Raw genomic sequence first — 25,968 nt, forward strand, 5'->3', positions numbered from 1 at the left:
TACGGATGTCAGCCCGTCAGCCAGTCCACGAGGCGCCGTTCGGCCTCGGGGATCAGGGCCGCCTCGACGCGCTCGTCGACCTTGTGGGCGAGGAGCTGGGCGCCGGGGCCGTAGTTCACCGCGGGCACGCCGAGCGCGCTGAAGCGGGCCACGTCGGTCCAGCCGAACTTGGGGCGGGCCTCGCCGCCGACGGCCGCCATGAAGGCGGCGGCGGCCGGGTGGGTCAGGCCGGGACGGGCACCCCCGGTGTGGTCGTCGACGACGAACTCGTCGACCCCGCAGTCCGCGAAGTAGTCCCGTACGAAGGCCTCCGCCTCCTCCTCGCTGCGGTCGGGCGCGTAGCGGAAGTTGACGACCAGGGTGCACGCGTCCGGGATGACGTTGGTGGCCACTCCGCCTTCGACGCGCACCGCGTTGAGGCCCTCGTGGAACTGGAGGCCGTCCACGACGGGCGTGCGCGGCTCGTACGCGGCGAGCTTGGCCAGTGCCCGGGAGGCCGCGTGGATCGCGTTGGAGCCCATCCACGCGCGCGCGGAGTGCGCTCGTTCACCCTTGAACTTCAGGAACACCCGGAGCGTGCCCTGGCAGCCGCCCTCGACCTGACCGTCCGTCGGCTCCAGGAGGACCGCGAAGTCGCCCTCCAGCCAGTCGGGATGGGCCTCGGAGACGTGCTTGAGGCCGTTGAGGTGGGCGGCGACCTCTTCGTTGTCGTAGAAGACGAACGTCAGGTCGCGGTTGGGGGCCGGGACCGTCGCGGCGATGCGGAGCTGGACCGCCACCCCGGACTTCATGTCGCAGGTGCCGCAGCCCCACAGGACGCCGTTCTCGTCGAGGCGCGAGGGGACGTTGTCGGCGATCGGGACGGTGTCGATGTGACCGGCCAGGACGACGCGTTCGCCACGGCCTAGGTTCGTGCGGGCGACGACGTTGTTGCCGTACCGGTCGACCGTCAGGTGCGGCAGGGCGCGCAGGGCGGTCTCGATCGCGTCCGCGAGGGGCTTCTCGCTGCCGCTCTCCGAGGGGAAGTCGACGAGCTGCGCGGTGAGCCGTGCGGCGTCCAGCGTGAGGTCAAGTGCGGTGTCGGCCATGGCGCCGACCCTAACGCGAACGGGGTGCGCACAAGTTGTCCACACCCGGCGCAGCGGTAACAGGAGCCTCCAGTACCTTGTGGGCATGCAGCAGTCCCCCACCCCCAAGAAGCGTCGACGCGGCCGCCTCTTCCGGTTCTCCTCGGCGCTCGTGGTGCTGCTCGCGGTCGCGGGCTATCTGGTCGTCCAGTACGTCACCGGCGGCCGGGGCGGGCCCGGTTGCAAGGTGGTCTCCGGCAAGGACGACGGCCAGGCCTACGAGTTCTCGCAGGAGCAGACGATGAACGCGGCGACGATCGCCGCCGTCGGCACCGGGCGCGGGATGCCGGAGCGGGCCGTGACGATCGCGCTCGCGACCGCCCTCCAGGAGTCGCAGCTCGTCAACATCGAGCACGGCGACCTGGATTCGCTCGGCCTGTTCCAGCAGCGGCCCTCCCAGGGCTGGGGCACGAAGAAGGAGATCCTGGACCCGACGTACGCGGCGGGCGTCTTCTACGAGCACCTGGCCAAGGTGAACGACTACCAGCAGCTCCCCCTCACCGTCGCCGCCCAGCGTGTGCAGCGCAGCGGCTATCCGGAGGCGTACGCGAAGCACGAGCCCGAGGCCACGCTGCTGTCCGCCGCCCTCACCGGCCAGGCGGCCGCCACGCTGACCTGCCAGGGCCTCCCGGACACCACCCGGGCGAACACCGGCCCGGACGCCGTACGGGCCGCGCTGGTACGGGACTTCGGGCGCACGGTGCTGAAGGAGACCGGCGCCGAGGTGACCGGGGACGGCTCGGCGACGAAGACGGAGGCGAAGTCCACGCCGTCGCCCAGCGCGAGCGCGACCGGCGGCAGCAGCACGGTGACCCTGCCCGTGCGGTCCGGCAGCACGCGGACCGGGTGGCAGCTCGCGCACTGGGCGGTCGCCAACTCCTCGGTGCTGCACATCGAGCGCGTGTCGTACGCGGGCCGCGAGTGGGCCGCGGGGAGCGCGGACGACCCGTGGCACTCGACCGCCACGAATGCCTCCGGCGGGGTGCGGATAGTGACCGAGCGGCAGACCGGGCGGAAGTAGTCGCGAGGCGGCGGCCGGGCGTTCGTACGGGTCCTCACCCGTAGGGGTTATGCGCGGCCGATCCGGGGCCCGGTGTGCTCAGGTTTTCGTGCGGTCACCCTGGCGTGCGCCGAAGCCCTTGCAAACAAAGGGCTGTGAGCATGTGACGGGCTTTCACACCGGGCGCTCTTTGTCCGTTTTTATCCGTAGCTGATTATGCGACGCATTGCCAACTCTTTACGTTGCCGCTCCGCAACCTTCGCGGGCTTCGAGCGGTAGTCACTGCGTCCGAGCCCGGAGATCAACACAAGGAGCATCATGTCCCTCCCCCTGACCCGCCGGATCGCCCGTGCCGCGCTGCTCGTCGCAGCGGGAGCGGCAGCCGGGGTCGGTGTGGCCGGCTCCGCCAGTGCGGCCCCCTCCCTGCCGGCCACCCCGAACCTGAGCGGGCTCACCGCTCTGGACGGGGCGAGCGTCGGCAACGCGGTCGACGGCGCGAGCCAGAACGTCACGGGGGTCGCCGGCAAGTCCGGTGGCCAGACGCTGGAGAAGGCGGTGCCGGCCGCGGGGAAGACCGGCGGGAAGGTTGCCAAGACGGTGGCGCCGGCTGCGCAGCACGTTGCCGGGGACACGGCGGGGCAGGCCGGGGGTCTGCTCGGTGAGACCGCGAAGACCGCGACCGCGGGTGGCGGGTTGCCGACCGACGCCGTGACCAAGGGCGGGCTGCCCACCGCGCAGGAGCTGCCCCTGAAGGGGCTGCCGCTCGGCTAGTTCGGCTGCGTCGAAGGGGTCCAGGGAATTCCCTGGACCCCTTTTTTCGGTTCCGACTCAGCTCAGCCTGTTCACGGCCGCCCTTACTCGCTCATCCGTAGCCGTCAGGGCCACCCTGACGAAGTTCTCGCCGGCCTCTCCGTAGAAGTCGCCCGGGGCCACGAGGATGCCCAGGTCGGCCAGGTGGGCGACCGTCTTCCAGCAGGACTCGTCCCGCGTGGCCCAGAGGTAGAGGCTCGCCTCGCTGTGTTCGATGCGGAAGCCGTGCTTCACGAGCGCCTCGCGGAGGGCGGTGCGGCGGGTCAGGTAGCGCTCGCGCTGTTCCTGGACGTGGGTGTCGTCGGCGAGCGCCGCCACCACGGCCGCCTGGGTGGGTGCCGAGGTCATCATGCCGCCGTGCTTGCGGATCTCCAGGAGCGGGGCGAGGACCGAGGGGTCGCCGGCGAGGAAGGCCGCGCGGTAACCGGCGAGGTTCGAGCGCTTGGAGAGCGAGTGGACGGCGACGATCCCGTCGTAGGAACCGCCGTTCACGTCCGGGTGGAGGACCGAGACCGGGTCGGCCTCCCAGCCCAGTTCGAGGTAGCACTCGTCGGAGAAGATCAGGATGCCGTGCTCGCGGGCCCAGGCGACGATCCGGGTCAGCTCCTCCTTGGGGAGGACCTTGCCGGTCGGGTTGGACGGGGAGTTGAGCCAGAGGAGCTTCAGGCCCTCGGGGTCCAGCGTCGTGGGGTCGTCGTAGGTCTCGTACTCGGCGCGGGCCAGACGGGCGCCGACCTCGTACGTCGGGTAGGCGAGGCGCGGGTAGGCCACGCGGTCGCCGGGGCCGAGGCCCAGCTGGGTCGGGAGCCAGGCGACGAGTTCCTTGGAGCCGACGATCGGCAGGACGTGGCGGTGGGTCACGTCGCGGGCGCCCAGGCGGCGCTCCACCCAGCCCGTGATCGCGTCACGCAGTGCCGGTGTGCCCCAGACCGTCGGATAGCCGGGCGAGTCGGCCGCAGCGATCAGCGCTTTCTGGATCAGGTCGGGAACCGGGTCCACCGGGGTGCCGACCGACAGGTCGACGATGCCGTCCGGGTGCGCTGCGGCCGTCTTCTTGTACGGCTCCAGCTTGTCCCAGGGGAAGGTGGGCAGGCGGTCGGTGACTGCGGACACGATCTCTGACTCGCTTTCTGGTGCGTGCACCCCGCACGTGCGCGCCGCACAGCCGTCGTCGGGCCGTCGTACGGCAAACGCCTCGGCCCCGTAGGGCGCTGATCGGGCGTGATCAGGCCGTACGGGACCGAGGCGGCGCGCGTCTGTGCGGGCCGCTCCTACTGGTTCTGCGGCGGCAGCGCGGCGACGAAGGGGTGGTCGCGCTCGATCAGGCCCAGCTTGCTGGCGCCGCCCGGCGAGCCGAGCTCGTCGAAGAACTCGACGTTCGCCTTGTAGTAGTCCTTCCACTCCTCGGGAGTGTCGTCCTCGTAGAAGATCGCCTCGACCGGGCACACCGGCTCACAGGCTCCACAGTCGACGCATTCGTCCGGGTGGATGTACAAGGACCGTGAGCCCTCGTAGATGCAGTCGACCGGGCACTCCTCGATGCACGCCTTGTCCTTGACGTCGACACAAGGCTGCGCGATGACGTAGGTCACGCTGTCGTTCCTCCTCGATAGGGCGCTGGCGGGCCTCCGTAGGCTCCGCCGCCAGGCGCGCTGGAGCGCGGCGTCGTCCATGCCCGCACCTAGTATCTCCGTTCCGGGGCGTGATCCATACAGGAGGGGTGAACAGACCTGTGGAAATCTCTGCGGCCGGACGACTCGAGGTCCGGATCACCGCTGCTGACGTGGGCAAACGGGTGTCCGTGAGGTGCTTGAGCGCCGCTGAAGACACGACGGAGAAGTTCACCGACACGGTGGGTGTTCTCACATCATGGGACAGCGGTGTGGTGACGATCACACGTAAGGGTGGCGAGTCCGTCCGTATTTCGGAATCCACGCTGGTAGCGGGCAAGGTCGTCCCGGCCGCCCCGGCACGCCGCCGAGGACCCTCCGCGTCGTACGCCGAACTCGCCCGTGTCTCCTCGCGCGCGTGGCGGCCGGTGGAGAGCGAGCGGCTCGGCGAGTGGGAGCTGCGCGCCGCCGCCGGCTTCACCCGGCGCGCCAACTCCACCCTCCCGCTCGGCGATCCCGGCGTGCCCCTCGACGAGGCCCTGACCGCCGTACGACGGTGGTACGGCGACCGGGGGCTGCCCGCGTACGTCCAGACCGCGACGGGGGCGGAGGGCACGCAGGAGCTGCTCTGCGCCGAGCTCGAACGGCGTGGCTGGACCCGCGAGGTCACCGCCGAGCTGTGGATCGGGGCGCTGGCCCCCGTCGCCGACCGCGCGGACGCCTCCGGGGTCGAGCTGTCCCGGGCCGCCGACGAGGCGTGGCTCGCCCGCTACCAGCGCAAGGGCGTCAGCGAGGTGACCCTCGAGGTGCTGGGCAGCGGACCCTCGGTGTGGTTCGCGACCGTGCCGGGCGAGGGTGCCGAACCCGCGGCCATCGGGCGCTGTGTCGTCGACGGGCGCTGGGCCGGCTTCGCCGCCGTCGAGGTCGATCCGGCCCTACGGCGGCGGGGGCTCGCCTCGATCGTCATGGCCGCGTTGGCCTCGCGGGCGCTGGAGGAGGGGGCTTCGGCCGCGTGGTTGCAGGTCGAGGCGGAGAACGTGGGGGCGCGGGCGCTGTACTCCGGGATGGGGTTCTCCGCGCATCACGCCTATCACCACTACCGCGACGGTTCGTCGTGAACGGGTTCGGGTTCGAGTTCGCCGCGTCGTCGCCCTGTCCTCCGTCGGCCGAACGGGCTGCCGAGGTACGGCGGTTGTTCGCCGAGGAGGCTCGGTCCGGGCGGCCCGATCTCGCGACGCTGTGCCTGTTGGTCGGCGCCGCGGGGGACGGGGCGCTCGACGACGCGGGCATCGACTCTGCGCAGGTGGAGCTGGACCGGCTCGCCGGGCTGGTGCCGTTCCGGCCGGGGGCGCCGTCGGCCTGGGCGGAGGCGCTGCGGCAACTGCTGGGCGGGCGCTTCGAGTTCCGGGGCTCGCCGGGTGACTACGAGCGGCTGGAGTCGTCGTTGCTGCATGCGGTGCTGCGGCGGCGGCGCGGGTTGCCGATCCTGTTGTCGGTGGTGTGGATGGAGGTCGCCCGGCGGGCGGGGGCGCCGGTGTACGGGGTCGGGCTGCCGGGGCATTTCGTGGTGGGGTTCGGGGCGGGGGACGAGCGGGTGCTGGCCGATCCCTTCGACGGGGGGCGGATTCTGTCAGGGGGTGACGCGGAGTTGTTGGTGGGGGCCACGTTGCGGCCCTCCATGCTGGAGCCCGCGGATCCCCTCGACGTGATCGTGCGGGTTCTCAACAACATCCGGGCGTGGGCTGCGGCTTGGCCCGAACAGTCCGAAGTCGCCCTGTGGGCTGTGGAGTTGGCTCTGCTGTTGCCTTCGCACCCCGCGCAGTTGCGGTACGAGCGGGCTCAACTGCTGGTTCAGCGGGGGGATTTCCTCACCGGGGCGGCGGAGTTGGATGCCTACGCCGAGGTGGTGGCTGCCGTGGATGAACCTGCGGCGGATCGGGTGCGGGGGCAGGCTTCTTCGGCTCGGGCGATGCTGAACTGATCTTCGCCCGTTCGCCGTTGGGGCTCTGGTTGTTTGGCGTCTGCGGGCGCGTTATGGCTGGTCGCGCAGTTCCCCGCACCCCTGGAGGGGGATGCTGCTGGACTGTGTTCTACAGCCAGCCTTTTTCCCTTGCGATCCTTACCGCCTCTGCCCTGTTCCGTACCGCCAGCTTCTGGATCGCTGTCGACAGGTAGTTGCGGACCGTGCCCTGGGACAGGTGGAGGGCCGTTGCCAGTTCCGCGTTCGTCGAGCCGTCCGCCGCCGCCCGGAGTACTTCCCGTTCGCGGTCGGTCAGCGGGTTGGCGCCCTCCGCCAGGGCCGCCGCGGCCAAGGTGGGGTCGATGACCCGCTCCCCGGCGAGTACCTTCCGTACCGCTGCCGCCAGTTGGGCCGCCGGGGCGTCCTTCACGAGGAAGGCGTCCGCTCCCGCCTCCATCGCGCTGCGGAGGTAGCCGGGGCGGCCGAAGGTCGTCAGGACGACCAGCTTCACCCCGGGGAGCGCCTTGTGGACCTGGGCCGCCGCCTCGATGCCGGTGCAGCCGGGCATTTCGATGTCGAGGAGGGCCACGTCCACGGTGTGGTGCCGTGCCGCTGCCAACACCTCGTCGCCGCGGGCGACTTGGGCGACGACCTCGATGTCGTCCTCCAGGCCGAGCAGGGCGGCCAGTGCCTCGCGGACCATCGACTGGTCCTCGGCGAGGAGGACCTTGATCGTACGGCTCATGCGGGGGATCCTACGTCCGTCGCGGTGAGCGGTGCGCCCGCGGGCACCCGTGCCACCAGCCGGAAGCCGTGTTTGAGGCGGGTCGCCTCCAGGGTGCCGCCGGCCTTCTCCAGGCGCTCGGTGAGGCCGGTGAGTCCGTTGCCGGGGCCCTTGCCCGAGCCGCCGGAGCCGTTGTCCTCGACGGAGAGTTCCAGCATCGGGCCGTCCAGGGTCTGGCGGCGGACCAGTTCGACCACGCAGCGCTGGGCGCCGCTGTGCCGTACGACGTTGGTGATCGCCTCGCGCAGGGCCCAGGCGAGGGCCGATTCGCTGTCCTCGGTCACCGTCGTCAGGTCGGGTTCGGCGGGAAGGTCGGCGACGACTCCCGCCGCCGTCAACGCGACCTGGGCGCCCGCCAGTTCACCGGCGAGGCGCGGGCGGCGGTAGCCGGTGACGGCCTCGCGGACGTCCACCAGGGCCTGGCGGCTGACCTGTTCGATGTCGGCGACCTGCTGGGCCGCCTTGTCGGGGTGGTCGGGGAGCATCCGGCCGGCCAGCTCGCTCTTCAGGGTGATCAGGGAGAGGGAGTGGCCCAGCAGGTCGTGCAGGTCCCGGGCCAGCCGCAACCGCTCCTCGTTCGCCGCGAGTTGGGCCACCGTGGCGCGTGCCTTGCGCAACTCGATGGTCGTGCGCACCAGTTCGCGTACGCCGGTCATCGAGAAGCCGATCAGCAGCACCAGCAGGACCAGGCCCCACGCGTCGTCCTCGCCGCCGTGCAGGCCGACCAGGAGCATCGTGACCGTCGTCGCCGGGATCGTGACGTACGCGGCCCGCATCGGGAGCGTGACCCCGCAGGCGACGGAGACGTAGACGAAGAGGCCGAGCCAGTCGGGGCCGAGGGTGAGGGAGAGGGCGACGGCCAGGACCCCCAGTCCTGCCACCAGGACACCGACGACCGGGCCGGAGAACGCCCGGCCCATGTTCCGGAAGACCAGGGCCAGGTACGTCCCGACGAAGGTGCCGAAGCCGATCCAGCCGAACACCGTGGCCGCGGAGCCGTGGTGGCCGGAGAGGAGGTCGTCGATCGGGGAGCTGAAGAAGACCAGCCAGGGCAGGATCCACACCAGCTTGCGCACGGCCTCGCCCAGGTTCCGCGGGGGCTCCCCCATGCGCATCGCCCGGTGCACCTCGGCGCCGTCCGGGCCGTCGTCCGTCATCGCGCTCACGCCTTCAGCGTGTCCTTCCGGTACAGCCAGGCCGCCCCGCCCGCGAAGAGGGCGAAGTAGGCGACGAGGAGGGTGATGTCCTTGGCGTGGGGCGACTGGCTCTGCTCGATCGCCTGCCCCAGCGCAGCGTACGCGTGCGTGGGCAGCCACTTCGCGATGGACTGCAGCCAGTCGGGGAACGTCGTCGCGGGCATCCACAGGCCGCCCAGCATCGACAGACCGAAGTAGGTGATCATCGTGATCGGGCGGACCGCGTCGCCGCTCGCCATGTACCCGATGGCCACCCCGAGGGCGGCGAAGACCAGGCTGCCGGCCCAGATCGCGGCGGTCAGCGCGAGCCACTGCCAGGCGTCGAGCCGTACGTCCTTCACGGTCGCGGCGACGATGAACACGACGACGATGGAGGGCAGGCTGACCACGGCGGCGCTGGCCGTCTTCGCGATCACATAGCCGCGTCCGGGCAGCGTGGTGAGCCTCAACTGCCGTACCCAGCCGCTCTCCCGCTCCTTCGCGATGCGCTCGCTGTTGCCCATCAGGACGGCGGTCAGGGCGCCGAAGGAGGCCATCGAGACCATCATGTAGGTCGCGACCGTCAGGCCGGTGCCGTCGATCTTGTCGGTGCTGCCCGCGCTGCCCGCGATCAGCAGGAACAGGGCCGAGGGGTAGATCACCGAGAAGAAGAGGAATTTGCGGTTCCGCAGGGCGCGGGTGAGTTCCAGTTTGATCAGGCTGTTCATGACTGCTTGGCCTCCTCGGCGGCGGTGATGGCGACGAAGGCCTGCTCCAGGCCGAGCCCGGCGACTTCGAGGTTGCGGGGGTAGACGCCCAGGCCGTAGAGCGCGTGGACGGTCGCGTCCGCGTCGGTGGACTGGATGCGGATCGTGGAGCCGCTGATGTCGATGCTGGTGAGGAACGGGAGGGAGCGCAGCGGGGCCTCGTCGATCTCGCCCTCCAGGTCGAAGGCGACCTTGCGCGCGCCTGCCTTCGCCTTGATCTCGGCGGCGGTGCCGTCCGCCAGCAACCGGCCGCGGTGCAGGACCAGGACGCGGTCCGCGATGGCGTCGGCCTCTTCGAGGTAGTGGGTGGCGAAGAGGACCGTACGGCCCTGGTCGGCCTGCTCGCGCATGGTGGCCCAGAAGGCCTGGCGGGCGGTGACGTCCATGCCGGTGGTCGGCTCGTCGAGGACGATCAGGTCGCTGTCGCCCGCCGTGGCGAGGGCGAAGCGGACGCGCTGGGCCTGGCCGCCGGAGAGCTTGTTGACCTTGCGGTCGGCGATCTGCGCGATGCCCGCACGGGCGATCACGTCCCCGACCTTGTACGGCTTGGGGTGCAAGTCGCAGGCCAGCCGGACCAGTTCACCGACGGTGACCTCGTCCATCAGCCCGCCGCTCTGCAGCATCGCGCCCACCCGCCCGGCGACGATGGCCTCCCGCGGGCTGGTCCCGAAGACCTCGACCTTCCCGGTGTCGGCCTGCTTGAGCCCGAGCAGCAGATCCAGGGTGGTCGACTTCCCGGCCCCGTTCGGACCGAGCAGGGCCACCGTCTCCCCCGGGTGCAGCACGAGCGACAGCCCGTCGACGGCCCGGACCTCGCCGTAGCTCTTGCTCACCTGATCAAACCCGACCACCGCTGTGGTCGCGGTCCCCGCTGTTGTCGTCATGCCACCCATCGTGGCGTCCAGGGGCCACCGCCCGGCAGTGTCGGCGGTCCGGTGTGCCGCATGACAGATGTCATGTACGCCGACGGCTCGCCTACGACGAAGGGGCACTCGGCGCTGTGCCGGGTGCCCCTTCGTACGGTGATCGTGCGCTAGCTGGGGTTCGTGACGATGGTCCCGACCCGGTTCGTCTTGCTGATCAGGGCCTGCCGCAGGGCGCCGTAGACGTCCTGCGGGGTGACGGCCGTCTTCTGGCCGGTGGCCCGGGTGATCTTCACGCCGTCGAAGAGGCTGCCGTAGAGCGACTGGAGGGCGTTCAGGTCGGGGCTGTCCGTCAGCTTGCCGTTGACCGCCTTCACCTTGAGGAACTTCCACAGAGAGTTCTTCGGGCTCAGCTGCAGGGAGACCCCGGTGTCCGTCTTGACGGTGACGAGCGCGGACATCGCCGGCTCCGCGAACGCCTTCATCTCGCGGTCGACCTCGGTGTTCGAGACCGTCGGCTGCTTGGTGGTCGTCGGGACGGTCACCGGGGTGGCCGTGCCGGTCTCCACCTCGTTGCGGTACGCCTCCTCGACGGCCTGGGTGGACGCGGCCGCGTCGATGGCCTTGCCCGCCTTGCCGTAGACGGCGACCGCCTTGCCGGACGTGAACTGGATCGTGCCCTCGGTGACCGCGCCGGAGCCGGAGCCGCCGCCGAGGTCGCCGAGCGCGGCGGCGAGCTTCTCCTCGTCGACCGGCATGACGGGCGCGACGACGCGGTGCTGGCCGAAGAGCGAGCCGATCACGGAGACCGGGTTGTAGTCGCTGGTCGCGGCCGCGCTGACCGTCGCCGTGGTGTCGAACTGCAGGCCCGCCTGGTCCGGCTTGAGCGAGACCGTCTTGCCGCCGACCGACAGCTTCAGCGGCTTGTTCACGCGGTCGCCGAACGCGTCGTCGAGCTTCTTGACGGCGTCGTCCCGCGTGCCGCCGCCGATGTCGAGGCCGAGCACTGTGGTGCCCTTGGGCACGTCGGTGTGGTTCATCAGCAGACCGGCACCGTAGGCGCCGCCCGCGATGACGAACACGCCGACGCAGAGCAGGACCAGCTTGCTGCGGCCCTTCTTCTTTTTCTTCGCGCTCTTGCCCGCGTTCTTCCCGGCGGGCGCGCTCTGCGCCGCACCGGGCTCGGGGAGCTTCGGGGGCGTGTGCGGCAGCGGTCCGTCCGGGTGGGTGCCCGGGGCGAACGGCGAGGTGCCGTTGCCGGGGATCACCGGCATACCGCTGGTGACGGTGTGTCCGGAGACCTGGTCGGCGGGGGCGCCGTAGCCGGGGCCACCAGGTTCGGGGGCGGGCTTCTGCGGGGTGAGGATCGCGGTGTCGTCGCTGAGACCGCCGCCGGGGATCATCCCGCCGGGGAGGCTCGCGCCACCGGGGGCGCCTGGGCCGATGCCGGGAGGCGTGCTCTGACCGCCGGGGCCGCCGGGACCGTTCGGGCCCCTGCCGCGACCGCCGTGGCGGCCGGTGGAGGCACCCGGTCCGCCGGCGCCGTTCGTGCCGCCCGGTGCACCCGGTCCGTCCGCGTAGCCGCTGAGCGCGCTGGGCGCGCCCTGTGCCCCGCCTGTGGGGCCGGGCGGCAGCATGAGGCCGTCGCCGGTGACCGGACCGCCGGTGGGGCCTGCGGGGCCCTCGGGGCCGCCGTGACCGCCGCGCCCGTTCGGGCCGTTGAAACCGTTGGGTCCGCCGGGACCGCCCGGGCCGCCGGGGCCCATGCCCTGCCCGTTCGGGCCGGGGAACTGCTCGGCCCGCCCGCCGGGACCGTTGCCCCCGGGGAATCCGCCCTGCTCGCCCTGGCCGTTCGGCTCGGGGTAACCGCCCTGGCCGTTGGGCCCGGGGAAGCCGGCCTGCTGTCCGTTGTCGGAGAAGTACGGCAGGTCGTCGCGCCTGGGCTCACCGGGGCCGCCGCCGTTGGGACCGCCGTTGGCGCGGGGTCCCGCCCCCAGCGCCTCGGTCACGTCGAAGGAGCCGGTGCCGCCACCGTGCCCGGGGGCGACGGGTCCGGCGCCGGTGGCACCGCCGATGCCGGCGCCGTTCGTACCGCCGTTCGCGGCGGCCTGGCGGGCGGCGCCCGTCACGTTCATGCCGCCGACCACACCACCGGGGCGACCGGCACCCGGCCGGCCCGCACCCGGAGCACCGGGCGCACCGGCGGCCGGCGCGCTCGGGTTGCCCGCGGCCGAACCGCCCGGAATCCCGGCACCGTTGGTGCCGCCACCGCCCTGACCGCCCTTCGCGGGGCCGGACTTGCGGGGTGCGAACCAGTCGCTGGTCTTCTCCTCGGCGGCGGGCAGGGCGAGTTCGGCGCCCGGCTCGACCGGGCGCGTGGGCAGCGCGGAACTCGGCAGCTGCACCTCGGCGGTCGTGGAGCCGTCGCCGGACTCGGTGTCCGCGACGGGCGTGCGCACGACGACGGGCGGAATGGGCCGCGAACCGGGGATGTTGATCCGGATCCGGGTCGTCAGCGTCGTCTCGGTCTTGCGTTCCTCCGGCTGCGCGGCCGAACGCCCGGCATCCGTACGGTCGTCGGAAGCCGCCGGCGTCCCGTACGGCGGGGTCCCCGAGGGGTAAGCGGCTCCGCCGCGCCCGTCGGGCCCGGAGGACGGAGTGTCAGTTTCACGACTCAAGGCAGGTTCTCCCGGTTGGCTCCGCCGCCCGACACCCACGGGCGACTCGGCGGCGCGCACCACCATACTGGCCACTTCTTGGCGGTATCCCACGGCCGCTGGGGAAACCCACACCGGACTCGCACGCGCGCGTCACCGCGAAGTGGTACGTCACTTGCCAAGTCGGACGTCAGGGCTGCTTGGTTGCCGCCCCAAACCCAACGTGGCGCACATCACAGCTACGACCATCCCGCCGAGCAGAAACAGATAGGAACCGACGCCCGCACCGAACAGGAAGTCGCCCTCCGGGCGGCTCGCGGTGAGCAGGATGACGGCGACCATCCAGCCGGCGGCGGGCGCCACGGCCCCGCCTCTGCCCCCGGCCGCTCTCGCCCCGCCGAGGAACAGTCCGGCCGCTCCCACGAGCGCGAGCAGCAGCCCGCCGGGGAACCAGGCGGCCTGCACCAGCGCCCCGGCCGTCCCGACGACCGCGCCGAGCACGAAGAGCCCGGCGTAGGCCAACACCCGTAGCGCGGACGGCCGTTGCAGCGGCTGGGCGAGCAGGCTCCCGCCGTTGTTGGCGCTCATCACAGGTCCAGCCCTTCGAAGAGATCGGTCTCGGGTGCCGACCCACCGGGTTCCCCGCGGACCAACTCGTAGTACTCGGTGGGGAAGATCGGCTGCGCGAGGCCGTTCGACAGCGCGAAGTACGGTGCGCCCGGGGCGACTTCGATCTGCGTGGCGTGCGCGCGCATGGCCGCGGTCTTGGCGTCGGCGTGGGCCGTGCCGTCGATCACGGCGGTGATCCGCCCGTCGTCCACGACTCCGGGTACGTCGTCCACGGCGGCCGCTTCGGCGAAGGGCAGCTCCGGCAGCGCGTCCCGCAGCCGCGCGAAGCCGTCTTCCACGACGGTCCGGGGGGCGCGGTTCCAGTAGACCTTGGCGATCGACTGCCCGGCGTCCGCGGCGAGTTCGGCGGCGCGCATGGCGACGCGGTGGGCCTGGATGTGGTCGGGGTGGCCGTAGCCGCCGGCGGGGTCGTAGGTGATCAGGACCTGGGGGCGGGTCTCGCGGATCACCTCGACGAGGTGTGCTGCGGCCTCGTCGACGTCGGCGCGCCAGAAGCAGGCCGGGTCGTCGTTGTCCGAGGTGCCCATCATCCCGGAGTCGCGGTAGCGGCCGGGGCCGCCCAGGAGGCGGTGGTCGAGGACGCCGAGCGCCTTCATGGCGGCGGTCAGCTCGCGCTCCCGCTCCTCGGCCAGTGCCGTGCCCGACAGCTGCCGCAGTGCGGGCGGGATGACCTCGCCGCGCTCTCCGAGGGTGCACGTGACCAGCGTCACGTGGGCACCCTCGGCCGCGTACTTGGCCATCGTCGCGCCGTTGTTGATCGACTCGTCGTCCGGGTGCGCGTGCACCAGCAGCAGACGACGAGCGCCGCGAGATGGGGGTCCCCCCGCCCGCAGGGTGGGGGAGGGCAGTTCCGTCATGAGCCCACCCTAAAGGTGGGCCGTCAGAACTTGATGCTGCCGATCATGCTCGCGATGTTCGTCGTCAGATCGCTGATCGTGGGCGCGATGGTCGACGAGGCCAGATAGAACCCGAGGAGGACACAGACGACCGCGTGCCCGCCCTTCAGCCCTGATTTCTTGACCAGAAGGAAGACGACGATCGCCAGCAGCACCACCGCCGAAATCGAGAGTGCCACGGCGGCTCACCTCCAATGATCCCAGGGACTAGGGGGGTCGGACTATGGGGGCAATGGATCCATGGGGTGGATCCCTAGAGCAAATCGGTACAGCAAATCCATACAGGAGCCAGCAGGTTCATACCCACGCAGCGCTAGTGATCATAACTATCCGCGCTCGCGCATCGCTCGGCGCACAGCCGCACAAGGGGGCGCATGGCCAATATGGTCGGGGCATGACGACCGAGGCTGACTCCTTCCCCCGACGGCACGCCCGTACCCAGCGGTTCACGCTCGGCGCGCCGCGCGCGTTCACCGTGTCACCTGACGGTTCCCGGGTCGTGTTCCTGCGCTCGCCCTCCGGCACGGACCGGGCGAACGCCCTGTGGGTGCTCACCCCGGCGGACGGCGAGGAGCGCGTGGCGGCCGACCCGCGCGCCCTCCTGGGCGGCGCCTCGGAGCACCTCTCCCCCGAGGAGCGGGCCCGCCGCGAACGCACCCGCGAGGGCGGTGCGGGGATCGTCGGCTACGCCACCGACAGCGAGGTCGAGCTGGCGTCTTTCGCCTTGTCAGGGCGGCTTTTCAGCACCGACCTGAAGTCCGGCGCGGCACGTGAACTCCCGGTCCCGGGACCGGTCATCGACCCCCGCCCGTCCCCCGACGGACAGCACATCGCCTACGTCACCGGCGGCGCCCTGCGGGTCGTGGGGGCCGACGGCGCGGGCGACCGGGCGCTCGCCGAGCCGGAGTCGGAACAAGTCACCTACGGTCTGGCCGAGTTCATCGCGGCCGAGGAGATGAGCCGGACGCGCGGCTTCTGGTGGTCGCCGGACTCGGACCGGCTGCTGGTCGCACGCGCCGACGACACGCCGGTACGGCGCTGGTGGATCGCCGACCCGGCCCACCCGGAGCGCGAGCCGCAGCAGGTCGCGTACCCGGCGGCGGGCACGGCCAACGCGGACGTACGGCTGTACGTGATCGGGCTCGACGGTTCGCGCACGGAGGTCGCCTGGGACCGGGCCCGGTACCCGTATCTGGCGCGAGTGCACTGGTCAGCGGCGGGTGCGCCGCTGCTGCTCGTGCAGGCCCGGGACCAGCGCAGCCAGCTGTTCCTCGCCGTCGAGCCCGGCTCGGGGGCGACCCGCATGGTGCATGCCGACGAAGATCCAGTTTGGCTTGATCTTTTCCCTGGAGTGCCGTGCTGGAGCCCCTCGGGACGGCTCGTGCGGATCGCCGACGAGGGCGGCGCGCGGGTGCTCTCGGTGGGTGAACGGCTGCTCACAGGGCCGCAGTTGCACGTCCGCGCGGTGCTGGACGTCTCCGACGACAACGTGCTGATCTCCGCGTCGGCGGGCGAGGACGCGCCCACCCCGGAAACCGGCGAGGTGCACGTCTACCGCGTCAACGAACTCGGCCTGGAGCGCCTCTCGCAGGAACCCGGTGTGCACTCGGCGGTCCGCGCCGGGGGCGTGACCGTGCTGCTCTCGGCGGTGCCGGACCGCCCAGGCACGCAGGTCCAGGTGCTGCGCGAGGGCAAGAAGACGGTGCCGGTCGCGTCGTACGCCGAAGATCCGGGCCTGTCCCCGCGCATCACGTTCACCGAGGGGGGCGCACGGCGCGTCCCGTGCGCCCTGCTTATGCCACGGGACTACGACGGGACCGACCCGCTTCCGGTTCTGCTGGACCCCTACGGCGGTCCGCACGGCCCCCGGGTGGTCGCCGCGCACAACGCGCACCTCACCTCGCAGTGGTTCGCCGACCAGGGTTTCGCGGTCCTCGTCGCCGACGGCCGCGGCACCCCAGGCCGCTCACCGGCCTGGGAGAAGGCCGTCCACCGAGACTTCACGGTCTCCCTGGACGACCAGATCGACGCCCTCCAGGACCTCGCGAAGTCCCACCCGCTCGACCTCTCCCGGGTGGCCATCCGCGGCTGGTCGTACGGGGGTTGGCTCGCCGGACTCGCCGTGCTGCGCCGCCCGGACGTCTTCCACGCGGGCATCGCGGGCGCCCCGGTGACCGACTGGCGCCTCTACGACACCCACTACACGGAGCGGTACCTCGGCGACCCGGCCAAGGACCCGGAGTCGTACGCGAAGAGCAGTCTCGTCACGGACGACGGCCTGTCGTCCCCGGCGGACCCGCAGCGGCCCCTGATGGTCGTCCACGGCCTCGCGGACGACAACGTGGTGGTCGCGCACACCCTGCGGCTGTCCTCGGCCCTCCTGGCCGCCGGCCGCCCGCACGAGGTCCTCCCCCTGTCGGGCGTGACCCACATGACCCCGCAGGAACAGGTCGCGGAAAATCTGCTGCTGCTCCAGGTGGACTTCCTGAAGCGGTCGTTGGGGCTCGCCTAGGTACGGCAACGGACCGGGGCGACATGGCGCGCCCCGGTCCGTTTACGGCACCCGCACGGCCGTACGTGATTCAGATTGACTCGTCCGTATATCGAGACCGGGTCGGCCGAGTTGCCTGCGTGTTAACGCGGTTGATGCCTGTTTGTACGGTTATTCCGCCCCCTGATCAAGATCGTCCGTGGGTTCCACGGGCGGCGCGTCCTGCGGTACGACCGTCTTCTCCTCGGCGAAGTGACAGGCCGAGTCGTGCGCCGCGGGCCCGCTCACGAGCCGGAACTCGGCCGGTACCGCGAGCAGCGGCACCTCCAGCGAGCAGCGCTCCTGCGCCTTCCAGCACCGGGTGCGGAACCGGCACCCGGAGGGGATCTTCGTCGGCGACGGCACGTCACCCGACAGGATGATCCGCTCCCGGTGCTCCCGCGCGTCCGGGTCGGGCACGGGCACGGCGGACAGCAGCGCCTGGGTGTACGGGTGCGTCGGGTGGTCGTAGATCTCGGCGTCCCTGCCGATCTCCACGATCCGGCCGAGGTACATGACCCCGACCCGGTCCGAGATGTGCCGGACGATCGACAGGTCGTGCGCGATGAAGATGTAGGAGAGGTCGAACTCGTCCTGGAGGCGGTCGAGGAGGTTGATGACCTGCGCCTGCACGGAGACGTCGAGCGCGGAGACGGGTTCGTCGGCGACGATGACCTCGGGGCGCAGCGCCAACCCCCGTGCGATGCCGATGCGTTGGCGCTGGCCGCCGGAGAACTGGTGCGGATACCGGTTGATGTACTCGGGGTTGAGCCCGACCACGTCCAGCAGATCCTGAACTCTCTTGCGCCGGTCGCCCTTCGGCGCCACCTCGGGGTGGATCTCGTACGGCTCCCCGATGATGTCGCCCACCGTCATACGGGGGTTGAGGGAGGTGTACGGGTCCTGGAACACCATCTGGATGTTGCGGCGGGCGGCCTTCAGGGCCCTGCCCGACATCCGGCTGATGTCCTCGCCCTTGAACTTGATCGACCCCTCGGTCGGCCGCTCGAGGTTGACCAGCATCTTGGCGACAGTCGACTTGCCGCAGCCGGACTCCCCGACGATGCCGAGGGTCTCGCCCCGGTCGAGCGTGAAGTCCACGCCGTCGACGGCCTTGACGGCACCGACCTGCTTCTTGAAGAGGATGCCCTGGGTCAGGGGGTAGTGCTTGACGAGCCCCTCGACCTCCAGGATCGGCTCAGCCATTGAGGCACTCCCTCCAGAAGTGGCAGGCGCTGCCCCGGTGTTGATCCACCTCGTACAGCTCGGGTTCGTCGGTCCGGCACACGTCCTGGGCCATCGGACAGCGCGGGTTGAAGGCGCAGCCGGGCGGGATGTGCATCAGGTTCGGCGGCAGGCCCTTGATCGCGTAGAGCTCCTGGCCCTTCTGGTCCAGGCGCGGGATCGAGTCCAGCAGGCCCTTGGTGTACGGGTGGGCGGGCGCCTTGTAGATGTCGTGGACGGGGGCCGACTCGACGATCCGGCCCGCGTACATCACGGCGATCTTGTCGGCGACGTCGGCGACGACCCCGAGGTCGTGGGTGATGAGGATGAGCCCCATGTGCAGCTCGCGCTGCAACTCGGCGAGCAGGTCCATGACTTGGGCCTGGACGGTGACGTCGAGGGCGGTGGTGGGTTCGTCGGCGATGATGAGCGCCGGCTCCAGGGCGAGCGCCATGGCGATCATGATGCGCTGGCGCATACCGCCGGAGAACTGGTGCGGATAGTCCCGGACGCGCTGCGCGGCCCCCGGGATCCGCACCCGGTCCATCAGCTCGACCGCCTTGGTGCGCGCGTCCTTCCGGGACATCCCCCGGTGCACGATGAACATCTCGCCGAGCTGGTCGCCCACGGAGAGCACGGGGTTGAGCGAGGACAGCGCGTCCTGGAAGATCATCGCCATCTCGGCGCCGCGGACCTTGCGCCGTTCCTCTTCCTTGAACTTCAGCAGGTCCTTGCCCCGGAAGAGGATCTCCCCGCCGGTGATCTTCCCCGGCGGGGTGTCGAGGATCCCCATGACGGCCTGCGCGGTCACGGACTTCCCGGACCCCGACTCCCCCAGCACGGCGAGGGTCTCCCCCTCGTCCACGCTGTAGTTGACGCCGTTGACGGCCTTGGCGACCCCGTCCCTGGTCCTGAACTCCACGTGCAGGTCCCGCACTTCGAGCAGCATGACGCCGGTCACCTCAGCTTCGGGTCGAGGGCGTCGCGCACCGCGTCGCCGAGCATGATGAACGCGAGGACCGTGATCGCCAGGGCTCCGGCGGGCCAGAGCAGCATGTGCGGGGCGTTGCGGATGTACTGGGAGGCGGCCGAGATGTCGATGCCCCAGCTGACCGTGGGCGGCTTCAGCCCCACGCCGAGGTACGACAGGGTCGCCTCCAGCGAGATGTAGGTGCCGAGCGCGATGGTGGCGACGACGATCACCGGGGCGATCGCGTTCGGGGTGATGTGCCGCAGCAGCAGGCGGGAGTTGGAGGCGCCGAGCGCCCGCGCGGCCTGGACGTAGTCGTTCTGCTTGGCGGTGATGACCGAGCCGCGGGCGATGCGGGAGATCTGCGGCCAGCCGAGCAGCACCATGAACCCGATGACCGGCCAGACCGTGTTGCTGGTCACCACGGACAGCAGCACCAGACCGCCGAGGACGACGGGGATCGCGAAGAAGATGTCGGTGACCCGGGACAGGATCGAGTCCCACACCCCGCCGAAGAACCCGGCGAGTCCGCCGAGCACGGACCCGAAGATCGCCACCCCCAGCGTGGCGAGGACGCCGACCGTCACCGACGTACGGGTGCCGTAGACCGTGCGGGTGTAGACGTCGCAGCCCTGGCCGTCGTAGCCGAAGGGGTGGCCCGGCTGGGAGCCCTCCTGGGCCTTGGCGAGATCGCACTTGAGGGGGTTGCCCGAGGCGATCAGCGAGGGCCAGAGGGAGATGACGACCAGGAAGAGGATGACGAGCGCGGAGATGATGAAGACGGGGTTGCGGCGCAGGTCGCGCCAGGCGTCCGACCAGAGGGAGCGGGGTTTGCCCGCGGGGCCCGTGCCTTCGGGTCCTCCTGGTGTCTTCTCCAGGGTCTCCGCCTCGCTCGTCGCGAGGTCCATCGGTCCGCCCATGCCGGTGCCGGCGATGGCGCGCTCCGGTTCGAACGGCTGCTCAGGCATAGCGGATCCTCGGGTCGAGTACGGCGTAGAGGAGGTCGACGAGGAGGTTCGCCACCAGGAAGACCAGGACGAGGACGGTCACGAAGCCGACCACGGTCTGGGTGTTCTGGCGGACGATCCCCTGGTAGAGCTGGTAGCCGACCCCGTGGATGTTGAAGATCCGCTCGGTGACGATGGCGCCGCCCATCAGGGCGCCGATGTCGGTGCCGATGAAGGTGACCACCGGGATGAGGGAGTTGCGCAGCAGGTGCCGGACGATCACCCGGCGCTTCGGCAGGCCCTTCGCGACGGCTGTGCGGACGTAGTCGGAGCGCCGGTTCTCCGCGATGGACGTCCGGGTCAGCCGGGTCACGTACGCGAGGGAGACCGAGGCCAGCACCAGCCCGGGGACGATCAGTTCGCTGAAGGTCGCCTCCGGGGAGACGGACGGTTTGATCCAGCCCCATTCGACGCCGAGCAGCAGTTGCAGCAGCAGACCGGTGACGAAGGTCGGGATGGAGATGACGACCAGGGTGAGCAGCAGCACGGTGGTGTCGATCGGGCGGCCGCGCTTGAGGCCGGTGATCACACCGAGCGCGATGCCGACGACGATCTCGATGACGATCGCCACGAGGGTCAGCCGGATGGTGACCGGGAACGCGGTCGACATCAGCTCGGTGACCTTCTGGCCGTTGAACGCCGTACCGAAGTCACCGGTGAAGACGTTCCCCATGTAGGTCAGGTACTGCTGCCACACGGGCTTGTCGAGGCCGAACTCCCGCTTGAGCTGGGCGGCGGTCGCCGGGTCGCACTGCCGCTCGCCGCACAGGCCCGCGACGGGGTCGCCCATCACGTTCACCATCAGGAAGATCAACAGTGTGGCGCCGATGAAGACCGGGATCATCTGCAGCAGACGCCGGATTACGTACCGTCCCATGGGGGCTCCGGGGATCGTGGGGCGGCCTCGTGCGAGACCGCCCCTGTCGTCGGCTCAGCTGACCTTGATCTCGTTGTAGACGGGGACGCTGAACGGGTTGAGCGCCACGTTGGAGAGCCGGTCGGAGTAGCCCGCGCTGCCGTTCTGGTACCAGAGCGGGATGGCCGCCATGTTGTCCCGGACGACGCCCTCGGCCTGCTGGAAGAGCTTGACCGCCTTGGCGGTGTCCGTCTCCGCGTTGGCCTGGTTGACGAGCTTGTCGAAGTCCTTGTTGGACCACTGGCCGTCGTTCGAGGAGGCGTTGGTGTAGTAGAGCGGCTGCAGGAAGTTCTGGATGAGCGGGTAGTCCATCTGCCAGCCGGCCCGGAACGGCCCGGTCATCTTGTGCTGGCCGATCTGGTTGCGGAAGTCGGCGAAGGTGCCGACCGGGTTGCCGACGCATGCCTTGTCGTTGCCGAGCGCGTTGTTGATGGAGTTGCACACGGCGTCCACCCACTCCTTGTGCGAGCCCGTGTCCGCGTTGTACGTGATCTTGACCTGGCCGCCGGGGATCCCGCCGCCCTCCTGGACCAGCTTCTTCGCCTCGGTCGGGTTGTACTTGCAGGCGTCCCCGCACAGCCCGTCCTGGAAGCCGCCCTCGGTGCCGAGCACCGGTGAGGTCCAGTCGGTGGCCGGGGTGCGGGTCTTCTGGAAGATCGTGTTGGTGATCTGGTCCCGGTTGATGGCCATGGACAGCCCCTGGCGGACCTTGTCCGAGCCGCTCTTGTTCCAGTTCTTGTCGTAGTACGGGAACGCGAGGGTCTGGATGATGCCGGCGGGCGTGTTGATGTACCGGTCACCGAGGTCGCTCTTGACGTTCTTCAGCTGCGAGGCCGGGATGTCGTCGACGAGGTCGAGGTTGCCGGCCATCAGGTCGGTGTAGGCGGTGTTGTTGTCGGTGTAGACCTTGAGGGTCACCCCGCCGTTCTGCGCCTTGTCCGAACCGGTGTACCCGTCCCACTTCTTGAGCTGCATCTGCGAGCCCTTGGTGTACGACGAGATGGTGTACGGCCCGTTGCCGACCGGCTTCTTCAGCCAGGCCGCGTGGTCCGAGAAGAACGTCGACGGCAGCGGCGAGTAGGCCGCGTAGCCGAGGGTGTCCGGGAAGGTCGAGAACTTCTGGGTGAGCTTGATGGTGAAGGTGTCCGTGCCGGTCACCTTCAGCCCGGAGAGCGTGCTGGCGGACTGCGAGCCGCTGTCGGGGTGGACCTTGTCGTAGCCCTCGATGTACCCGAAGAAGTACGCGTTCTTCTGGTTGTTCTTCAGGCTGGCGCCGTAGTTCCAGGCGTCGACGAAGGACTTCGCGGTGACCGCCTCGCCGTTGCTGAACTTCCAGCCGCTCTTCACGGTGACCGTGAAGTTCTGCGAGTCCGTGGTCTCGATCTTGTCGGCCAGCATGTCCTCGGCCTTGCCGCTCTTCGGGTCGTACCGCTTCAGACCGCGGAAGACCATGTCGAGGACCTTGCCGCCTTGCACCTCGTTGGTGTTGGCCGGCTCCAGCGGGTTCTGCGGGTCTCCCCAGGAGGCGCTGAGCACCGCGCTGCCGTCACCGCCGCCGCCGCTGCTGCTCCCGCCGCCCCCACAGGCGGTCGCCGCAAGGGCTACCGCCGCCGCGCAAGCGGCCCATTTGGCGTGCGTGGCTCCACGCATCGAGTGCCTCCTCAGGAAAGCCGAACCATGCCGATCCATTACCGGCAAATATCGACTCATAAGGCACATACCGCCTGCGGGCCCACCCGTTCGAGCTACCCGGGGGGTCCGTTCAGTCGATCTCTCGGGAGGAGCACAATGGATCACCGCGAAGCGATGCAGAACCGTTGGATTGTGACGCCCCGGTGTACGCATTCCGATACAGAGGCGTCCGCATAACGAACTCATTGCCCGTTTAGTGCAGTTGGCCCGATATAAAGCACGGATCGATCACGGCACGCTACCCGCGTAGCTACGGAATGGTCATGACTCGGCAAAGAAGGTAAAGAGAAACCCAAGTCGACCCAGATTTTATTGACCTTGCATGAATTGCGTTGAAAAAGTCCGGCGTAGCCCGTAGGGGAGTGCCCTGCGGAGTCTCATTCAGACCCCCTTGGGCCAGGAGCAGCATGATCCCCCCAACCTCATCCGCGGTCCCGCTCGAAGTGACCGACGAGAGCCTCGAGAAGTCGATCACTTCTCCCGCCTCGAAGGCCAACGAGAGCCGGTCCCCGGGTCAGCTCGCGTGGCGCCGTTTCAAACGGGACCGTACGGGCGTCATATCGGCGATCATCGTGATCTTCTTCTTCGTGGTCGCGATCGCCGCACCGCTGATATCGAAGCTGTACGGCAAGGACCCGTACACGACGTACGCGAGCCAGGACCCGAGCCTGCTCGACGCCTTCTCGTACCCGGCGGGCGCGAACGGCGGCATGAGCTCCCAGTTCTGGTTCGGCATCGAACCGCAGCTGGGCCGCGACGTCTTCACCTTCCTGATCTACGGGATCCGGACCTCGCTCGGCATCGCCCTGGCCGCCACCCTGATCACCACCGCCGTCGGCGTCGTGATCGGTGTGACCGCGGGCTACCTCGGCGGCAAGACGGACTACATCGTCGGCCGGATCGTCGACATCGTGCTGTCGATCCCCTCGACGCTGTTCATCATCGCGTTCATGCCGGTGGTGTTCGGCCTGTTCGTCGCCGCCGACGACAACATCCCGACCTGGCTGCGAGCCACCGCGCTGATCATCATGCTCTCGTTCTTCGGCTGGGCGTCCATCGCCCGACTGCTGCGCGGCCAGGTACTCGGCCTGCGCGAGCGGGAGTTCGTCGAGGCCGCCAAGGTGACCGGGGCGTCACCGGCGCGCATCGTCTTCAAGGAACTGCTGCCGAACCTGTGGACCCCGATCCTCATCCAGTCCACGCTCATGCTCCCGGCCTACGTGACCGCTGAGGCGGGCTTCGCCTTTCTCGGAGTCGGCATGATCGACCCGACCCCCGACTGGGGCGTCATGATCCAGCGGGGCGCCCAGTTCTACACCCAGGACTTCACCTTCATGCTCTTCCCGGGCCTCTCCATGGTGATCTTCGTCCTGGCGTTCAACCTGCTCGGCGACTCGGCGCGCGACGCGCTCGACCCGAAGTCCAAGCGCTGACCCATCTCTCATCTCCGGTCCGGTCAATGTCGTCCGGCTGGTCCGTCCCACCCGTAAGGCAGGGTTACTGTGTCTTTTTCCCGTAGAAACTTCATGATCGCGACCGGCGTGGTGGCCGCGTCGAGCTCCGTGCTGACCGCCTGTGGCGGCGGCGGCTCGTCCTCGGGCAACAACAAGGTCCCCTCGGTCAGCAAGGCCAAGGCCGCCAAGATCGAGGTCGGCACCAAGGCCGACTCGACCGGCCCCGCCCCGGAGGTCACGGGCGCGGTCAAGGGCGGGACGATCTACGGGCTCGACCAGTTCGACATGGACCACCTGGACCCGGCGCAGATCTACGTCTCGACCGAGGGCGCCATCACCGTCCCGATCATGCGTGGTCTGACCGGCTACAAGATGGACTCCAAGGGCGCCCAGACCCTCGTCGGCGACGTCGCGACGGACGCCGGCACGATGAAGGACGGCGGCAAGACCTGGTCGTTCACCATCAAGGACGGCATCAAGTGGGAGGACGGCTCCGACCTCTCCATGGACGACGTCCGCCACACCTTCGAGCGGCTCTTCGCCTCCTTCATCACCGAGGGCCCCCGCTACGTCCAGCAGTTCCTCCAGGGCGGCGACAAGTACACGGGTCCCTACGAGGGCAAGAACCTCGACTCCATCGAGATCGACGGCAAGACCGTCACCTTCCGCCTCAACGAGGCCCGCGGTGACTTCAACTTCACGCTCGCCATGCGTGGTTACTCCCTGGTGAAGAAGTCGAAGGACACCAAGGAGAAGTACGACAAGAAGCCGTTCTCCTGTGGCCCGTACCGGATCGAGGCCCGCAACATAGGCAAGTCCCTGACGTACTCGCGCAACACGCACTGGGACCCGGCGACGGACCCGATCCGCAACGCCTACCCGGACAAGTTCGTCTTCCAGTTCGGCTTCGAGACGCTGACGTCGACCGACCGCTACATCGCGGACAAGGGCAACGACCAGTACACGATGTCGATCTTCAACGAGGTCGCCGCCGAGCGGACCCAGCAGGTCCTCACCAACGCGAAGCTCAAGGCCCAGGTCCTCACCGCGGTCGACGCGGTGACCTACTACTGGCCGATCAACACCACCCGCATCACGGACGTCAAGGTCCGCCAGGCCATCAACTACGCCTGGCCGCTCCAGCAGCTCCAGACCATCCGCGGCGGTGCCTCCACCAGCGAGATCGCGACCACGATCTTCAGCCCGGTGACGCCCGGCTACACGGAGTTCGACCTGTACGGCAAGACCAAGAAGCCCGGTGGCGACCCGGTCAAGGCCAAGGCCCTCCTGAAGGAGGCCGGCAAGGTCGGCCAGAAGCTGGTCATCGCCTACCAGACGTCGGACAACGCGGTGAAGCAGGCCGTCGCGATCAAGAACGCGCTGGAGGCCGCCGGCTTCACGGTCGTCAACAAGCAGATCGACAAGTCGACCTTCTACACCCAGATCGGCAAGATCGACAACCAGTACGACCTGTTCGCGGCCGGCTGGAGCCCGGACTGGCCGGGCGGCTACTCGGTCTTCTACCCCTGCTGGGACGGCAAGAACATCGGTGACGGCCGCAGCAACTACTCGCAGCTGAAGAACCCGAGCGTCGACAAGGCCATCGCGGCCGCGTCCCTGATCACCGACGGCGACGCCGCCAACAAGGCGTGGGGCGCCATCGACAAGCAGGTCATGGAGCTCGCCGCCTGCGTCCCCGACTACCACTCCATCCGCAACTGGATGCACGGCACCAAGGTCGGCAACGTGGTCTACGACGCCGCCAACACCTGCATCGCGCTCACGAAGCTCTACGCCAAGGCGTAGGCGCCCCCCGGCACCAGGGGCGGCCCCGTCACGGGGCCGCCCCCACCGGCCCCTCACCCCTCACGCCCCGGCAACGGCGCCTCGCCCGGA

23 protein-coding genes are annotated in these 25,968 nt (G+C 69.8%); 7 read left to right on the plus strand and 16 right to left on the minus strand.

Annotation, left to right across the window (positions count from 1 at the left end):
• Window positions 1-8: 8 nt before the first annotated feature.
• Window positions 9-1,088, minus strand: a complete 1,080-nt coding sequence (gene dapE, locus OHT77_RS16745) for a succinyl-diaminopimelate desuccinylase (RefSeq protein ID WP_328829272.1) — start codon at window positions 1,086-1,088, stop codon at window positions 9-11.
• A gap of 85 nt (window positions 1,089-1,173) precedes the next feature.
• On the opposite strand from dapE, the gene OHT77_RS16750 reads away from it, so the two are divergent.
• Both OHT77_RS16750 and OHT77_RS16755 read left to right on the plus strand, forming a co-directional pair.
• Complete coding sequence (locus tag OHT77_RS16750) at window positions 1,174-2,148, plus strand: heavy metal transporter (protein WP_328829274.1); 975 nt, start codon at window positions 1,174-1,176, stop codon at window positions 2,146-2,148.
• 297 nt (window positions 2,149-2,445) lie between these two features.
• On the plus strand, window positions 2,446-2,898 hold the full coding sequence (locus OHT77_RS16755; RefSeq protein WP_266772198.1) for an ATP-binding protein: 453 nt from the start codon (window positions 2,446-2,448) through the stop codon (window positions 2,896-2,898).
• A 57-nt stretch (window positions 2,899-2,955) separates the two neighbouring features.
• Here OHT77_RS16755 and OHT77_RS16760 read toward each other — a convergent pair whose 3' ends face one another.
• Entirely contained in the window at window positions 2,956-4,050 is a 1,095-nt protein-coding gene (locus tag OHT77_RS16760; RefSeq protein WP_328829275.1) for a bifunctional succinyldiaminopimelate transaminase/glutamate-prephenate aminotransferase, read from the minus strand.
• A 158-nt stretch (window positions 4,051-4,208) separates the two neighbouring features.
• On the minus strand, window positions 4,209-4,529 hold the full coding sequence (fdxA, locus tag OHT77_RS16765; protein WP_019058397.1) for a ferredoxin: 321 nt from the start codon (window positions 4,527-4,529) through the stop codon (window positions 4,209-4,211).
• 140 nt (window positions 4,530-4,669) lie between these two features.
• Here fdxA and OHT77_RS16770 point away from each other — a divergent pair, with 140 nt between their 5' ends.
• Window positions 4,670-5,665, plus strand: coding sequence for a GNAT family N-acetyltransferase (locus OHT77_RS16770; protein ID WP_328829276.1), 996 nt, complete (start codon window positions 4,670-4,672; stop codon window positions 5,663-5,665).
• Window positions 5,662-6,528 carry a transglutaminase-like domain-containing protein gene (locus tag OHT77_RS16775; RefSeq protein ID WP_328829277.1) on the plus strand — a complete coding sequence of 289 codons (867 nt, stop codon included), beginning with the start codon at window positions 5,662-5,664 and terminating at the stop codon, window positions 6,526-6,528. The genes OHT77_RS16770 and OHT77_RS16775 overlap by 4 nt, the downstream gene beginning before the upstream one ends.
• 109 nt (window positions 6,529-6,637) lie before the next feature.
• Here OHT77_RS16775 and OHT77_RS16780 read toward each other — a convergent pair whose 3' ends face one another.
• The 8 genes from OHT77_RS16780 to OHT77_RS16815 all read right to left on the minus strand — a co-directional run bounded on the left by OHT77_RS16780 (window position 6,638) and on the right by OHT77_RS16815 (window position 14,458).
• Window positions 6,638-7,252 (minus strand): response regulator transcription factor, encoded by a 615-nt coding sequence (locus OHT77_RS16780; protein WP_328829278.1) that lies wholly within the window; start codon window positions 7,250-7,252, stop codon window positions 6,638-6,640.
• Window positions 7,249-8,448 (minus strand): sensor histidine kinase, encoded by a 1,200-nt coding sequence (locus OHT77_RS16785; protein ID WP_328834260.1) that lies wholly within the window; start codon window positions 8,446-8,448, stop codon window positions 7,249-7,251. Before OHT77_RS16785 ends, OHT77_RS16780 begins: the two co-directional genes overlap by 4 nt.
• A gap of 5 nt (window positions 8,449-8,453) precedes the next feature.
• Window positions 8,454-9,194 (minus strand): ABC transporter permease, encoded by a 741-nt coding sequence (locus OHT77_RS16790; RefSeq protein ID WP_328829279.1) that lies wholly within the window; start codon window positions 9,192-9,194, stop codon window positions 8,454-8,456.
• Window positions 9,191-10,117, minus strand: coding sequence for an ABC transporter ATP-binding protein (locus OHT77_RS16795; protein ID WP_266772186.1), 927 nt, complete (start codon window positions 10,115-10,117; stop codon window positions 9,191-9,193). The genes OHT77_RS16790 and OHT77_RS16795 overlap by 4 nt, the downstream gene beginning before the upstream one ends.
• A 149-nt stretch (window positions 10,118-10,266) precedes the next feature.
• Complete coding sequence (locus OHT77_RS16800; RefSeq protein WP_328829280.1) at window positions 10,267-12,774, minus strand: hypothetical protein; 2,508 nt, start codon at window positions 12,772-12,774, stop codon at window positions 10,267-10,269.
• Between the two features lie 150 nt (window positions 12,775-12,924).
• A complete protein-coding gene (locus OHT77_RS16805; RefSeq protein ID WP_328829281.1) occupies window positions 12,925-13,341 on the minus strand; it encodes a DUF6113 family protein in 417 nt (138 codons plus the stop codon).
• Window positions 13,341-14,240: an N-acetyl-1-D-myo-inositol-2-amino-2-deoxy-alpha-D-glucopyranoside deacetylase gene (gene mshB, locus OHT77_RS16810; RefSeq protein ID WP_328829282.1), complete on the minus strand. Its 900-nt coding sequence runs from the start codon at window positions 14,238-14,240 to the stop codon at window positions 13,341-13,343. Before mshB ends, OHT77_RS16805 begins: the two co-directional genes overlap by 1 nt.
• Window positions 14,241-14,263: 23 nt before the next feature.
• A complete protein-coding gene (locus OHT77_RS16815) occupies window positions 14,264-14,458 on the minus strand; it encodes a hypothetical protein (RefSeq protein WP_019058412.1) in 195 nt (64 codons plus the stop codon).
• Window positions 14,459-14,673: 215 nt separating this feature from the next.
• Here OHT77_RS16815 and OHT77_RS16820 point away from each other — a divergent pair, with 215 nt between their 5' ends.
• A complete protein-coding gene (locus tag OHT77_RS16820) occupies window positions 14,674-16,791 on the plus strand; it encodes a S9 family peptidase (protein WP_328829283.1) in 2,118 nt (705 codons plus the stop codon).
• 150 nt (window positions 16,792-16,941) lie between these two features.
• Here OHT77_RS16820 and OHT77_RS16825 read toward each other — a convergent pair whose 3' ends face one another.
• The 5 genes from OHT77_RS16825 to OHT77_RS16845 are packed head-to-tail and all read right to left on the minus strand — an operon-like array spanning window position 16,942 to window position 22,576.
• A complete protein-coding gene (locus tag OHT77_RS16825) occupies window positions 16,942-18,015 on the minus strand; it encodes an ABC transporter ATP-binding protein (RefSeq protein WP_328829284.1) in 1,074 nt (357 codons plus the stop codon).
• Window positions 18,008-18,982, minus strand: coding sequence for an ABC transporter ATP-binding protein (locus OHT77_RS16830; protein WP_266772177.1), 975 nt, complete (start codon window positions 18,980-18,982; stop codon window positions 18,008-18,010). The genes OHT77_RS16825 and OHT77_RS16830 overlap by 8 nt, the downstream gene beginning before the upstream one ends.
• Window positions 18,983-18,990: 8 nt before the next feature.
• The gene (locus OHT77_RS16835; protein ID WP_328829286.1) at window positions 18,991-19,971 is read right to left on the minus strand and encodes an ABC transporter permease; all 981 of its coding nucleotides are present in this window, start codon (window positions 19,969-19,971) and stop codon (window positions 18,991-18,993) included.
• Window positions 19,964-20,887 carry an ABC transporter permease gene (locus OHT77_RS16840; protein WP_328829287.1) on the minus strand — a complete coding sequence of 308 codons (924 nt, stop codon included), beginning with the start codon at window positions 20,885-20,887 and terminating at the stop codon, window positions 19,964-19,966. The genes OHT77_RS16835 and OHT77_RS16840 overlap by 8 nt, the downstream gene beginning before the upstream one ends.
• A gap of 54 nt (window positions 20,888-20,941) precedes the next feature.
• The gene (locus tag OHT77_RS16845) at window positions 20,942-22,576 is read right to left on the minus strand and encodes a peptide ABC transporter substrate-binding protein (RefSeq protein ID WP_328829288.1); all 1,635 of its coding nucleotides are present in this window, start codon (window positions 22,574-22,576) and stop codon (window positions 20,942-20,944) included.
• 449 nt (window positions 22,577-23,025) lie between these two features.
• Here OHT77_RS16845 and OHT77_RS16850 point away from each other — a divergent pair, with 449 nt between their 5' ends.
• Both OHT77_RS16850 and OHT77_RS16855 read left to right on the plus strand, forming a co-directional pair.
• Window positions 23,026-24,051, plus strand: coding sequence for an ABC transporter permease (locus tag OHT77_RS16850; protein WP_328829289.1), 1,026 nt, complete (start codon window positions 23,026-23,028; stop codon window positions 24,049-24,051).
• Between the two features lie 93 nt (window positions 24,052-24,144).
• Window positions 24,145-25,878: an ABC transporter substrate-binding protein gene (locus OHT77_RS16855; protein ID WP_328829290.1), complete on the plus strand. Its 1,734-nt coding sequence runs from the start codon at window positions 24,145-24,147 to the stop codon at window positions 25,876-25,878.
• The last annotated feature ends 90 nt before the right edge of the window (window positions 25,879-25,968 follow it).

Source organism: Streptomyces sp. NBC_00252 (genome assembly GCF_036187565.1).
Lineage (GTDB): Bacteria > Actinomycetota > Actinomycetes > Streptomycetales > Streptomycetaceae > Streptomyces.

What these genes read in the sequence shown, in the direction of transcription:
- OHT77_RS16795 (WP_266772186.1), bottom strand. Translation starts at nt 10,117, where the DNA reads ATGACGACAACAGCGGGGACCGCGACCACAGCGGTGGTCGGGTTTGAT.
- OHT77_RS16855 (WP_328829290.1), top strand. Translation starts at nt 24,145, where the DNA reads ATGATCGCGACCGGCGTGGTGGCCGCGTCGAGCTCCGTGCTGACCGCC.
- OHT77_RS16790 (WP_328829279.1), bottom strand. Translation starts at nt 9,194, where the DNA reads ATGAACAGCCTGATCAAACTGGAACTCACCCGCGCCCTGCGGAACCGC.
- OHT77_RS16750 (WP_328829274.1), top strand. Translation starts at nt 1,174, where the DNA reads ATGCAGCAGTCCCCCACCCCCAAGAAGCGTCGACGCGGCCGCCTCTTC.
- OHT77_RS16845 (WP_328829288.1), bottom strand. Translation starts at nt 22,576, where the DNA reads ATGCGTGGAGCCACGCACGCCAAATGGGCCGCTTGCGCGGCGGCGGTA.
- dapE (WP_328829272.1), bottom strand. Translation starts at nt 1,088, where the DNA reads ATGGCCGACACCGCACTTGACCTCACGCTGGACGCCGCACGGCTCACC.
- OHT77_RS16780 (WP_328829278.1), bottom strand. Translation starts at nt 7,252, where the DNA reads ATGAGCCGTACGATCAAGGTCCTCCTCGCCGAGGACCAGTCGATGGTC.
- OHT77_RS16835 (WP_328829286.1), bottom strand. Translation starts at nt 19,971, where the DNA reads ATGCCTGAGCAGCCGTTCGAACCGGAGCGCGCCATCGCCGGCACCGGC.
- OHT77_RS16825 (WP_328829284.1), bottom strand. Translation starts at nt 18,015, where the DNA reads ATGGCTGAGCCGATCCTGGAGGTCGAGGGGCTCGTCAAGCACTACCCC.
- OHT77_RS16820 (WP_328829283.1), top strand. Translation starts at nt 14,674, where the DNA reads ATGACGACCGAGGCTGACTCCTTCCCCCGACGGCACGCCCGTACCCAG.
- OHT77_RS16755 (WP_266772198.1), top strand. Translation starts at nt 2,446, where the DNA reads ATGTCCCTCCCCCTGACCCGCCGGATCGCCCGTGCCGCGCTGCTCGTC.
- OHT77_RS16840 (WP_328829287.1), bottom strand. Translation starts at nt 20,887, where the DNA reads ATGGGACGGTACGTAATCCGGCGTCTGCTGCAGATGATCCCGGTCTTC.
- OHT77_RS16785 (WP_328834260.1), bottom strand. Translation starts at nt 8,448, where the DNA reads ATGACGGACGACGGCCCGGACGGCGCCGAGGTGCACCGGGCGATGCGC.
- OHT77_RS16850 (WP_328829289.1), top strand. Translation starts at nt 23,026, where the DNA reads ATGATCCCCCCAACCTCATCCGCGGTCCCGCTCGAAGTGACCGACGAG.
- OHT77_RS16805 (WP_328829281.1), bottom strand. Translation starts at nt 13,341, where the DNA reads ATGAGCGCCAACAACGGCGGGAGCCTGCTCGCCCAGCCGCTGCAACGG.
- mshB (WP_328829282.1), bottom strand. Translation starts at nt 14,240, where the DNA reads ATGACGGAACTGCCCTCCCCCACCCTGCGGGCGGGGGGACCCCCATCT.
- OHT77_RS16830 (WP_266772177.1), bottom strand. Translation starts at nt 18,982, where the DNA reads ATGCTGCTCGAAGTGCGGGACCTGCACGTGGAGTTCAGGACCAGGGAC.